At 46.5% G+C, this 12,537-nt stretch carries 11 protein-coding genes; 3 read left to right on the top strand and 8 right to left on the bottom strand.

Annotation, left to right across the window (positions count from 1 at the left end; genetic code table 11):
- The first annotated feature begins 13 nt into the window (after window positions 1–13).
- From budA to R7P67_RS05645, 3 genes are read left to right on the top strand one after another with little or no spacing between them, the layout of a single operon-like run.
- Window positions 14–799, top strand: a complete 786-nt coding sequence (gene budA / locus R7P67_RS05635; protein WP_017633685.1) for an acetolactate decarboxylase — start codon at window positions 14–16, stop codon at window positions 797–799.
- A gap of 29 nt (window positions 800–828) precedes the next feature.
- Entirely contained in the window at window positions 829–2,532 is a 1,704-nt protein-coding gene (gene alsS, locus R7P67_RS05640) for an acetolactate synthase AlsS (protein WP_213869872.1), read from the top strand.
- Window positions 2,529–3,287, top strand: a complete 759-nt coding sequence (locus R7P67_RS05645) for an SDR family NAD(P)-dependent oxidoreductase (RefSeq protein WP_017820351.1) — start codon at window positions 2,529–2,531, stop codon at window positions 3,285–3,287. Before alsS ends, R7P67_RS05645 begins: the two co-directional genes overlap by 4 nt.
- Window positions 3,288–3,575: 288 nt before the next feature.
- Here R7P67_RS05645 and R7P67_RS05650 read toward each other — a convergent pair whose 3' ends face one another.
- From R7P67_RS05650 to R7P67_RS05685, 8 genes are all read right to left on the bottom strand, one after another.
- Window positions 3,576–4,172 (bottom strand): methyltransferase domain-containing protein, encoded by a 597-nt coding sequence (locus R7P67_RS05650; RefSeq protein ID WP_005382731.1) that lies wholly within the window; start codon window positions 4,170–4,172, stop codon window positions 3,576–3,578.
- A 136-nt stretch (window positions 4,173–4,308) separates the two neighbouring features.
- Window positions 4,309–5,511, bottom strand: coding sequence for a phenylacetate--CoA ligase family protein (locus R7P67_RS05655; protein WP_170890151.1), 1,203 nt, complete (start codon window positions 5,509–5,511; stop codon window positions 4,309–4,311).
- A 9-nt stretch (window positions 5,512–5,520) separates the two neighbouring features.
- On the bottom strand, window positions 5,521–6,342 hold the full coding sequence (locus tag R7P67_RS05660) for an ABC transporter ATP-binding protein (protein ID WP_054574668.1): 822 nt from the start codon (window positions 6,340–6,342) through the stop codon (window positions 5,521–5,523).
- Between the two features lie 80 nt (window positions 6,343–6,422).
- Window positions 6,423–7,667, bottom strand: a complete 1,245-nt coding sequence (locus R7P67_RS05665) for an ABC transporter substrate-binding protein (protein ID WP_005373285.1) — start codon at window positions 7,665–7,667, stop codon at window positions 6,423–6,425.
- A gap of 45 nt (window positions 7,668–7,712) precedes the next feature.
- On the bottom strand, window positions 7,713–8,780 hold the full coding sequence (locus R7P67_RS05670; RefSeq protein ID WP_005382737.1) for a branched-chain amino acid ABC transporter permease: 1,068 nt from the start codon (window positions 8,778–8,780) through the stop codon (window positions 7,713–7,715).
- A gap of 11 nt (window positions 8,781–8,791) precedes the next feature.
- Window positions 8,792–9,685, bottom strand: a complete 894-nt coding sequence (locus R7P67_RS05675) for a branched-chain amino acid ABC transporter permease (RefSeq protein ID WP_005373295.1) — start codon at window positions 9,683–9,685, stop codon at window positions 8,792–8,794.
- Window positions 9,685–11,637, bottom strand: coding sequence for a long-chain fatty acid--CoA ligase (locus R7P67_RS05680; protein WP_005373296.1), 1,953 nt, complete (start codon window positions 11,635–11,637; stop codon window positions 9,685–9,687). Before R7P67_RS05680 ends, R7P67_RS05675 begins: the two co-directional genes overlap by 1 nt.
- Window positions 11,637–12,437, bottom strand: coding sequence for an ABC transporter ATP-binding protein (locus R7P67_RS05685; RefSeq protein ID WP_005373297.1), 801 nt, complete (start codon window positions 12,435–12,437; stop codon window positions 11,637–11,639). Before R7P67_RS05685 ends, R7P67_RS05680 begins: the two co-directional genes overlap by 1 nt.
- Between the last annotated feature and the right edge of the window lie 100 nt (window positions 12,438–12,537).

Consider the following 12,537-nt stretch of genomic DNA (forward strand, 5'->3'; position numbering starts at 1 on the left):
ACTGGTCTTACTCATGCGTGGATTTTATAACCCTCTATGTGCTTGTTCGCTTGAAGTAGCGAAAGAATTTTCTGAATACCATCACGTTACCGGAGATGGTGAGATTTATCAGACTTCGTTAATGAGTGCTTTGATCGCTGGTGTTTACGAAGGCTCAACAACCATAGAAGAACTGCTGAAACATGGGGATTTTGGTTTAGGTACGTTCAATGAATTGGATGGTGAGTTGATTGCGTTTGATAAGGAAGTTTTTCAACTCAAGTCGGATGGCTCCGCAAACCCGGCAGACCTGGCGCAAAAAACGCCCTTTGCTGTCATGACTTTTTTTAAGCCTGATATCGAGCTGCCACTGACATCGCGCATGTCACGTCATGAAGTCCATAGCATCATAGACGAGATGGTTCCAAGCGATAACCTATTTTGCGCAGTGCGCATTGATGGCGTTTTCGATTCAGTTCGTACTCGCACCGTACCTAAACAAACACGCCCTTATCGGCCAATGCTTGAAGTGGTCAAAGAACAACCAACGTTCCGCTTCACGCATAAGCAAGGCGTGGTCGCCGGCTTTCGCAGTCCTAAATATACGACTGGCATCAATGTGCCCGGCTATCACGAACACTTTATTACCGATGACCGCCAAGGAGGTGGTCATATTCAGGATTACAGCATTTCGTCAGGGTTCCTCCAGATTGGCAAAGTCTCGCGGCTAGTGATTGATACCCCGGTATCGACAGACTTCCTCAACGCCAATTTGGCTCCGGAAGATATAAATACCGCCATAGAAAAGGCGGAAAAGTAACAAAGTCAGGCAAATAATAAGGACAACAAATGCAATCCAAACCTTCAAATAAAAATGGATCTCAGTTGATCGCTCAACAGCTAGAGTCTCTCGGCATTAAGTACATTTTCGGTATTCCCGGTGCAAAAATCGATCGACTGTTCGATGCGATTGAAGACACTAACATCCAAATGATTCCGGTACGCCACGAAGCTAACGGCGCATTTATGGCGGGCGTTATGGGAAGACTAACCGGCAAAGCAGGCGTCACCATGGTTACGTCAGGCCCTGGCTGTGGAAATCTAGTTACGGGAGTGGCAACAGCAAACTCCGAAGGCGATCCGCTGATTGCTATCGGTGGTGCGGTGAAACGAACTGACCAGCAAAAACAAACACACCAGAGCATGGATACCGTCAGTATTTTTCGCTCTATAACTAAGTTCAGTGCTGAAGTGCAGCATGTGGACGCCGCAAGCGAGATCATGGCGAACGCATTTCGTATCGCAGAGTCAGGTCGTCCTGGGGCTTGCTTTTTGAGTCTCCCCCAAGATGTTTTATCCGAGCAAACCCAAACGGACATTATTGTCCCCTCGCCTTACACACAGCCTGGTTGCGCAGACATCGCAGCAATCGAAGAAGCGGTCAGTCGAATCAGTAAAGCAAAGCGCTGTGTGGTTTTACTTGGCCTTCACGCGAGCCGCAGTAAAAACGCTGCTGCTATCGCCCGATTTCTTCAAAATACGCAGCTACCCGTTGTCGGCACTTACCAAGCCGCCGGCACGGTAGACATCAATTACTATCATCACTTTGCTGGGCGTGTCGGTTTGTTTAATAACCAACCTGGCGATGTTTTACTGCGGGACGCCGATTTAATTCTCACCATCGGCTTTAGCCCAATAGAGTATGACCCTGAGCTTTGGAACAGCCACCGCAACCCAGTGATTCACCTCGATATTGAACCGGCAGAATACCAACTTAATTATCAGCCTTGTGTTGAAATCGTCGGAAACATTGCGCAGTCATTAGACAAGATGGGCAGCTATATCTCTGAATATGCCCGCCTTTCCCCAACGGCACTTTCAGTACTGGAAGAGGTAGCACTGCAACGGCAAGTGATCAAAACCTATCCCAATGTCTATCACAAGCAAGGATTTCATCCACTGGCACTGATTAAAGCCATGCAATCTATCATCACACCAGATACCACGCTATGTCTTGATATGGGGAGCTTCCACATCTGGATCGCTCGTTACTTAAGTTGTTTTCGAGCTCGCCAAATGCTGGTGTCTAACGGCCAACAAACAATGGGCGTTGCACTACCATGGGCCATTGGTGCCAGCCTACTAAAACCTGGTAGCAAAGTGGTATCGATATCAGGAGACGGCGGTTTTATGCAATCGAGCATGGAGTTAGAAACCGCGGTTAGACTGAACTGTAATATCGTCCATATTGTGTGGGTTGATAACGCCTACAACATGGTAGAAATGCAAGAGATCAACAAATATCAGCGCTGCTCTGGTGTGAAATTTGGACCAATTGATTTCAAGGCGTACGCCGAATCATTTGGCGCGAAAGGCTTCGCAGTGACTAGTCAACACGAATTGCTACCGACATTGAATAAAGCCATGGACGTTGAAGGACCAGCAGTGGTGGCTATCCCCGTAGATTACAGCGACAACGACAAACTGATGTTGCCGCGCACAGAGAAAAATCAAGATCCCGTTTTTGTAAGTTTCGAAGGAGAAATCGCATGAGAGGATTAAAAAATAAAGTCGCACTCGTCACTGGTTCTGCCAATGGTATTGGTTTGGCCATCGCAAAACGTTTGTATGAAGAAGGCGCAAACGTCGCTCTTGCCGATTGGAATGAAGAGCAATTGGCAAACGCCGTTGAGGGCTTTGATAAACAGCGTGTGTCTGCGCATTCTATTGATGTTTCTGACCCAGAAAAAGTCGCAGCACTGATTTCTGACGTTGTTACCCGTTTCGGTAAACTGGATATTTTAGTAAACAATGCTGGCGTACATGTCCCTGGCTCCGTGATTGAAGGTAGTGTGGAAGACTGGAAGAAGATCTCTGGTGTAAACATTGATGGTGTTGTTTATTGCGCGAAGTTTGCTTTGCCTGAACTCTTAAAAACGAAAGGTTGTATGGTAAATACCGCGTCCGTTTCCGGTTTGGGTGGTGACTGGGGTGCCGCATTCTATTGCGCGAGTAAAGGCGCAGTGGTGAACCTTACCCGAGCGATGGCATTGGACCATGGTGCGGATGGGGTAAGAATTAACGCCGTATGCCCAAGTTTAGTAAAAACCAACATGACAAACGGCTGGCCGCAGGACATCCGCGATAAATTCAATGAGCGCATTGCGCTTGGCCGAGCAGCCGAACCTGAAGAAATTGCGTCTGTCGTGACTTTCTTGGCAAGTGATGACGCATCTTTCATTAATGGCGTAAACCTACCTGTAGACGGCGGTGCCACCGCATCAGATGGTCAACCTAAAATAGTATAAGCATGAAATAGACAGATCAGTGAGAGACGTTCTACTACCTTTCGGATCGATGCTGATCTGTCGCTTTACGCTCTGAGCACACAACCCGTGCCGGCAATAAACTCAACCACTCGACCGCTGTTAGAGATATCTCAACAACTTAAACCAGCAACGAGAAATTAATGTTTCACACAAACCGACAAACTATGTGAGCATTCCATCAGGCATAGAGTGAAGACTTATGTATCAGCGATTCACAAAGAACCAGACAGTTTCCGCGAATACTTTCTAAAGAAGTCTCAGTGACGACTAACGTTTCTGCCACACCATCCATTGCTCTCTGCCTTTAAAAACCTCAACACTGTTTGCCACCACTGAGGACTTCACAAGTTCAAACGTGGGCTCTAGAAAAGATGCCAACTCCCCACTTCGCAAACAAAATGGAGGAAAGCGTGATAGGTAATTATCATCAATGACGAAAAAACCAATTAGAAAACCTCCGCTTGGCAATAATTTATCCACCATCGAAAAGTATTCTGACCACATATCTCTCGGTAGTGCTGCGAGAAAGGCCCGCTCGTAAATGACATCAAACGAGTGAGAAAAATCGGCATTAAATACATCACCCAATACGACTTTATCTTTGTAGTTACCTAACGTTGATTGCGCCATTTTTACCGCTTCTTGGCTGTAATCCATCGCGATCACGTCATGCCCATATTGAATAAAAGTGCTCAGTTCATAAGCGGCACCACACCCAGGAATAAACACTGACTGGCCTACATGAAGTGAATTGTCGAGATAGTCCTTGAGTTCTTGAGGTGTCGATTGGGCATCCCAAGGCATAGTGCCTCGGATAAACAAATCATCCCAGAATTGTGTGTTAATCATTGGTGCCTGTTTCATTTACCCGCTCCCTGATTGCGGTAGTAAAAAATAAAGGGATACGCAGCGCAATGTGGTATCCCTTTTCTAGCCTTTTGTCTGACGTTGTTAGTTTTTTATGACAACCACTTTCTACTGCACTTATGCCACCAATGAGTTAACTGCGAAGATCATTGATTAACGGCTGCTCCGCTTGGTTCGGTACAAACTGGACATTGCCTTTCAGTTTAGTGACAGACTGGAGTGTTGCTTGAATGTCCTCTGCTGATACATGCACATCATGACAACAGAAAGTAATGGCATCGTTGAAGCCATCGCGCTCAATTTTCAAGGAGCCTTTAATATCGTGGCGACGACAGACTTCTTGGATCTGATGCGGATAAACAAACAGCCCTTTTACTTTCACCGCGGAGTCTGCTCGTCCCATCCAGCCCTTAATTCGTGCATTCGTGCGTGAAGAATCAGAACTTGTCTCTAGGTATGCCGATAAATCTCCCGTTGCGTAGCGAATCAGCGGGAACTTCTCATCGAGCGACGTTACAACGACTTCACCGACTTCTCCCGGTTGTACAGGAACACCATCAGGATCAACGATTTCAACAATAATATCTTCTGCAATCACTAATCCTTGTTCACCAGACACTTGATAAGCAATCAAACCAAGCTCTGCACTTGCGTAGGCTTGAAAGACTGCAATGCCTTTTTCCTCAAACATCTGTTGCATGTCTGCTGTAACCGCTTCACCAGAGACCAGAGCTTTCTCAAAGCTAGGCAGCTCATTGTATTTCTCTTGGTACTTTTGTAGCAACGTCAGCAAATAAGAAGGTGTGCCAGTGTAACCATTAGGTTGAAGCTGTTTAATTGCCTCTATTTGCGCTTCGGTATTGCCTACTCCAGCCGGAAATACCGCACAGCCACAAGCCCTTGCGCCACCATCCATAATAAATCCGCCAGGAGAGAAATGGTAAGAGAGCGTGTTATGCACTAAATCACCCGCACAGAACCCAGCAGCGTGAAACGCGCGCCCCATACGCCAGAAATCGGCCTCATCCGTTTGAGCCTCATATAACGGCCCAGGAGATTGGAATACGCGCGCCATTTGACCAATGGCAACGCTATTTAAGCCACCAAACGGCGGTTTAAGTTGCTGCTGATTAGGTACATTGAACTTACGTGTAATCGGGAGCTGAGCAAGCCCTTCACGATTGTTTGCCAATGTAGGATCTAACTCAGAAAAATGCGCTGCGTAATGTTCGCTATTGGCTTTCGAATTCTCAATCAGTGCTGGCAAACGTTGAAACAGCGACTCTTCTCGCGCCTGTAGAGACAACGATTCTTTCGCATCAAATAGTTCGTTCATCCTTGCTCCTTACAACCAACGCTTACGACGTTTGTAAGATTTCAGATTCTTAAAGCTCTTGCGATCTTCATCGCCGCCGCCAAGGTAGAATTCTTTTACGTCTTCATTGTTTAGCAATTCGTGCTTGCTGCCATCTAGTACGATTTTGCCTGATTCCATGATGTAACCGTAATCGGCCGCTTGAAGAGCGAAGTTGGCATTCTGCTCAACCAAAAGCATGGTAATACCTTGCTCTTTGTTGATCTTGTTAATAATGCTGAATACTTCTTTAACTAGCAGTGGAGAAAGCCCCATAGACGGTTCGTCCAACAAAATCATCTTCGGTCGAGCCATTAATGCTCGGCCAATCGCTAACATTTGTTGCTCACCGCCAGACAAATAGCCCGCCAGGCCAGTGCGCTCTTTGAGTCGCGGGAAATAGTCAAACACCATTTCGATGTCTTGTTCAACTTCGTTGTCAGTGCGTGTATAAGCGCCTAAGCGAAGATTTTCTATTACCGTCATATCTTCAACAATTCGGCGCCCTTCCATAACTTGGAAGATGCCCGAACGGACGATCTCTTCCGGGTTTTTGTTGTCTATACGCTCGCCCATGAAGTTGATTTCGCCGCGCGTCACTTCACCATCTTCGGTTTTCAATAAACCAGAAATGGCTTTCAACGTTGTGGATTTACCCGCACCGTTGGCGCCCAGTAAGGTCACAATCTGCCCTTTTGGAACTTCTAAACTCACACCGCGAAGTACTAGTATTACTTCGTCGTAGACGACTTCAATGTTGTTCACTGAAAGCAGTATTTCTGCCGGTTCGATATTCGTTGCTAATTCAGCCATCAAACTACTCCTTGCTAGGGTGAGAGTGTTCTCTCACCCATCCTTATTTTCAGTAAGCTTTGTTATTAATAAGTCGTAGATTAGTAACCTAGCCAATCGTCACGACGTGACAATGTCACCTGAGATACTTTCTTAATATCAACTGCGCCGCCATCGTTGTTGCCCATAAAGACGTTCACGGTTGTTGTGCCTCGGTGATCTTCCGGTTTCCAGTTCGCAGGGACACAAACACCTTCTAAGCCTTGTGGTACCCAGTTGTCATGGACATACATGCCCTTCTTGATGTTTTCACCTGTGATGCCACCGTTGTCTTTCGCCCACTCCATTGCTTCTTTCATATAGAACGCAGAACAAATACCGCGAATGTAATGGTGAGTTCTGAATTCGCCCGGCTCTGATTCAGACTGCTTAGAAATCTCACGGACCAGTTTCATGCCTTCATTATCATCTCCCCAAAACGCTGTCATACCTGGGAAAACGTAATCTTTAAGGCCATCGCCTGCTGCTTCAAGCACTGGCTTATCGCCGCCCCAAATGTTTGCCATGTACTGGAACTCTGTCCCAACCGTGTTACAAGACTTCACTAGTGAGATAACCGAGCTACCGATATTAGCAATGTAGCCATAGTTGGTGCCTGACTCTTTCAGCGACAAACACTGCGCTTTGAAGTCCCCTGGTTTTAGTGACACAACGACTGGGTTTTGCACATCAAAACCAAGCTCTTTGGCGTACTCTGCACACGCTTCTTTTGGCGCATTCGGGAATGGATGGTTATCGCCAATGTGCGTAAATTTCGGCGCACCTTGATTGCCCTTAGATTCCCAATCTTCTTTCGCCCACTTAACTAGCGCACGGCACGCATCTGAGTACGACGCACCATAAAAGAAATTATAAGGCGCTGGTTTCGCGGTTTTTGGGTTTTTGCCAGTTGGGTCAGTTAAGTGACCAGAGTAAGAAGCAGAGAACACCGGCACTTTGTCTTTGGTAACAAACGAAATAAGTGCTTCGGTATCCGCCGTACCCCAACCTTGCAGCGCAACCATGTCTTTACGCGCCACCCAACGTTTATAGTTGGAAATCGCCACTGGTACTTTGTACGCCATGTCTACTGTTTCAAATTCGAGCTCGGTACCGTTAATGCCACCGTTTTGGTTAATCCAACGCAATGCGTCTCGCACGCCAGAACCATAAGGCTTGCTTACATAGGCAGTTGGTCCAGAAAAGTCGACTAATTGCCCGACAAACACAGAATCTTTTGCCCAAGTTGCGGTAGTAAACAGTGCAGATGACAGCACCAACGTTGTCGCTAAATGTCCTTTGTTCATAACTCGTTGTCCTTGTTATTGAGGTATATTCCTCTTAATTCCACGTTAATATGAGAACGGATAGTGTTTCCAATATGCTCGAATCTGTTGCCAGCGATGCGATAATCCTTGAGGTTCGAAAATGAGGAACAGCATGATGACTAAACCAATCGCCATCTCTTTGAAGTAAGCTAGACCATCAGTGAAAGCGGTGGTATCACCAAACGCTGAAAGCCCCGTTACACCAAACTCTAAAACTTCAGGCAGAAGTACGATAAATATCGTCCCCATCAATGTGCCTTTGACTGAGCCTAAGCCACCAATGATGATCATTGCCAAGAACTGGATAGACATCATGATGGTGAAACCTTCTGCTGATACAAACCCTAGATAATGTCCGTAGAGTGCACCCCCGATGCCCGCATAGAATGCACACACTCCAAATGAGAGCAGACGATACTTGGTTAGGTTGATGCCCATGATCTCTGCTGACAGATAGTGATCTCGTACTGAGACAAACGCGCGACCGTCACGAGAACGGATTAAGTTTGATGCCCACATATACATGAAGATCAGCGCAAACAGAGCGATGTAGAAGAAGCTTTCGTCAGTCGTAAACTCAAAGCCAAACAAATTAATTGGGTTCGCGCTTGCACCGTATGAGCCGCCACTGAACCAATCTGCGCGAGCAAAGAAGTCCTCTAGAATAAACTGCGCCGCCAACGTTGCGATGGCTAGATATAAGCCTTTAATTCGAGCCGCTGGCAGACCAAACAGCATCCCCACAATCATGGTTAAGTAACCCGCAAGCGGAATCGCAAACACGACTGGAATGTTAAACTGGTTATTTAGCCAAGCCGATGCAAAGGCGCCAAAGCCAAAGAACGCACCGTGACCTAGCGAGATTTGTCCGGTAAAACCAACCAAAATGTTTAAGCCCAATGCCGCGATACCGAGGTATGCAATCTGAATAAACAGGTTTAGGAAGTAAATATCCAAGACCAGCGGTGCTGCCAGCATGGCGATGACACCTGCAATCGCAAGGCTTCTGATGGTTTTGGTTTCAAAAATTGGCGTATCGCTTTTGTATGTGGTTCGAAAATCCCCACACGGGCGCATGCTAAGTTGAGCCATGTTATTTCTCCTTAAATACGCTCAATATCTTTGGTACCAAACAGGCCATATGGCTTGAAGGCAAGAATGATTAACAGCACATAGAATGGTGCGATGTTGTACAAGTTACCCACTTGCAGGTATTGGCTATCAAAAAACTCAGCCAAGTTTTCTAGCACCCCGATGGTGATACCACCGACAATTGCGCCGACTACCGAATCTAAGCCACCTAAAATAACGGCTGGGAAAACTTTGATACCAATAATGGATAGCGCGTCAGATACGCCGTTAACGATACCGATAACAATCCCTGCTGTTGCAGATACCATTGCCGAAATGGCCCAACTGATGGCGAACACTTTCTTGATGGAAATGCCAAGACTCTGGGCTACTTGCTGGTTGAATGCCGTTGCGCGCATTGCCAGACCCATTTTGCTGAATTTGAAGAACCAGTAGAACGCGCCCATGATGAGCATTGAGAAGATCAAGCTCAGAATGTAAGCAAACTCAACATTCAAACCTCCGATATTCACCACGTTGGTTTCGAACACTTGCGGGTACGACACAGCAGAGACACCGAATATCCACTTCATCAGCGCTTGGAAAAACATCGATAGACCAATGGTCACCATGATCACAGAGATAATCGGTTCACCAATCAACGGTCTGAGCACAATGGTTTGCACGGCGATACCAAAAATCATCATGAACGCGAGCGTGAGTAAAAAGCCTATAAAAAACGGTAACTGTAGGTGTACCAATGCCGCCCAACATACCCATGCGCCAATCAACAGGAACTCACCCTGAGCAAAGTTGACCACCTGGGTCGATTTGTAAATCAATACAAAGCACATGGCGACAACGCCATACAACATGCCAACGATCACGCCATTAATGACGAGTTGCAGTAATAAATCCGTATTCACTATGCGATCCTCCGTTGTTCGCTATCCACTAGTGTTGGCTCATGCTCAATAAGCGTTTCAATAACTAGCGACGTTTGAATGCGTGTTTTGGTGCCATCTTGATAAGTGATCACTGTATCGACATCGACTTTTGGATCGTCGCTGTAGATGGTTTCGATGATGTCTCCGTATTTCTCTGCAACCACACCACGGCGTACTTTACGTGTGCGAGTTAGCTCTCCATCGTCGGCATCCAGCTCTTTGTAAAGTAGAATGAATTTGCTGATCTTCTGTGCATCCGGTAGGGATTCGTTCACTTTTTGAACTTCTTCACGAATCGCTTGGTACACTTCTGGTTGAGCAGATAAGTTGGTGTAGTTGGTAAATGCCAAGCCGCGTTGCTCTGCCCACTTCGCGACGATCGCATAGCGAATACAGATGATGGCAGACAGCCAAGGTCGACCTTTACCTACCACCACGGCTTCTGCAATAAACGGCGAGAACTTGAGTTTGTTTTCAATGAACTGCGGAGAGTAGCGGTCGCCGTGGCTGGTTTCCGACATATCTTTCAGACGATCAATCACCACCAAGTGACCGGAATCTTTAAAATAACCCGCATCGCCTGTGTGCATCCAACCATCTTGAACATCTTCATCATATGCTGCTTGGTTGTTTAAGTAGCCAGTAAACATGCCTGTACTTTTCGCGATGATTTCACCAACGCCATTGCTGTCTGGGTTGATGACTTTCACTTCTGCATTATCAAACGCAACACCAACGGAATCGTAATCCACATCATCCGCTTGGTGCACGGTGTATGCGCCACACATTTCGGTCTGACCATAAAGCTGCTTAAGTGGCACACCAATAGCTTGTAGGTAACGGAAAGTGTCAGGCCCCATCGCCGCACCGCCCGTTGCAGCAGATGTTAGGTTCGAAAAGCCTAAACGGTCTCGCAAAGCACGCAAAAGAATCCATTCGGCGAGTTTAGAACGTTTGCCCTGCTCTAACGCTTTGTTGGCTAAGCTCATGCCCAGTTTGTACATCTTTTGCTTAAACGGTGTCGAATCCATCATTCGTGCAGACACGTCTGCCACAATGTTTTCCCACACACGTGGCGCTAACAGCACAAAGTTTGGACCGATTTCACGCAAGTCGGACATCATGGTTTCTTGTTCTTCCACAAAGTTAACGATTTGACGAGAAATCAACGCCTGACCAACCACGTAAACCTGCTCCATAATCCAAGGCAAAGGCAGAACAGAAACGTAGTTGTCGCCTGGGGAACGAGGGTCTGCACGCAAGTAAGCCGCACAGTGATCCAAGAACGTGCCACTGTGTAGCTGAGCCAATTTTGGTTTAGAAGTCGTACCCGACGTTGTACAAAGAATTGAAAGATCGCTGCCTTTGGTTTCAACAACCATATTGAGATATTTGTCTGGGTCCGCTTTATCAATCAGCTGACCTTTTTTGTAGACCTGTTCAACATCAATCAATCTTGGATCATCGTATTTACGCATTCCACGAGGATCGCAGTAAATAATGTATTCAACGCTAGGAATTTCATCACCAAGCTCAAGCAGCTTGTCGCATTGCTCTTCATCTTCGGCAATCACGACTTTTGCTTTGGCATAGTTGATAAGGTACGCCACCTCTTCGTGCATAGAATCTTGATAGATGCCCAGCGAGAAACCTTTGATCGCATGTGCCGCTAACTCGCCCCATACCCATTCCGGGCGGTTATCACCTAACAAACCAACGACATCTTGCTCACCAATACCCAAATCTCGTAGTGCCAGTGCCATCCACTTGACGCGGTTTTCATAATCCTTCCAAGTGAACTCTCGCCATATACCAAACTCCTTTTCACGCATTGCGACTTGTTCGGGCCAGTTCTTGGCATTGTGTTGCAACACTTTTGGAAAGGTATCTAAGCGGGTTATATCTGCCCAATCATTATGTTGCTGTGCCATTATGCACTCTCCTCTAATGTCGGTAACTCTTCGCCTAAGTACGCTTGTTTCACATGTGGGTTGGCCATCACTTCTTCAGGCTCACCCGTAGCAATGTGTTTACCGAAATCCAAAACCAAAACGCGATTAGAGATGTCCATGACCACGCCCATGTCGTGCTCAATCATGATGATCGTGATATCTAATTCTTCATTCAGATCCATGATGTAACGTGCCATGTCTTCCTTTTCTTCCAAGTTCATACCTGCCATTGGTTCATCAAGCAGCAGTAACTTAGGTTTTAAGGCAATGGCACGAGCAAGCTCTACACGCTTACGTAAGCCGTAAGATAGGGTGCCTGCAGTCGCTTTTCGGATGTGCTGGATTTCTAGAAAATCGATCACGTCTTCCACATATTTGCGGTGCGCCATCTCTTCTTTCTGCGCATTAGAGAACCAATAGAGTGGCCCCGTGACGAAGTTGTTTTTTAGTAGGTGGTGTCGGCCAACCATGATGTTGTCCAGTACCGACATGTGAGAAAAGAGCGCTAAGTTTTGGAAGGTTCTTCCCAACCCTAACTCAGCTCGTTGGCTAGGTGTCCGTTTAGTTACATCATCTCCAGCGAAGATTACAGAGCCTTTGTTTGGTGTGTATCGACCAGAGATGCAATTGAGCATTGAGGTTTTACCTGCACCGTTTGGGCCAATGATTGAAAAAATTTCCTTTTCATTCACATGGAAGCTCACGTCAGTTAAAGCTTTCACCCCACCAAAAGCCAATGAAATATCGTTTACCTGCAACAGAGGCGATTCCGATACCATAGTTGATCTCCCTTTCGTTATTTTAAGTGCGTTCCATTGAGCACTATTTGATCAAACCTAACTTTGATACTGGTAACCGCTTTTACACCTATGCATCAAC

This window comes from Vibrio sp. Vb0937 (genome assembly GCF_033338855.1).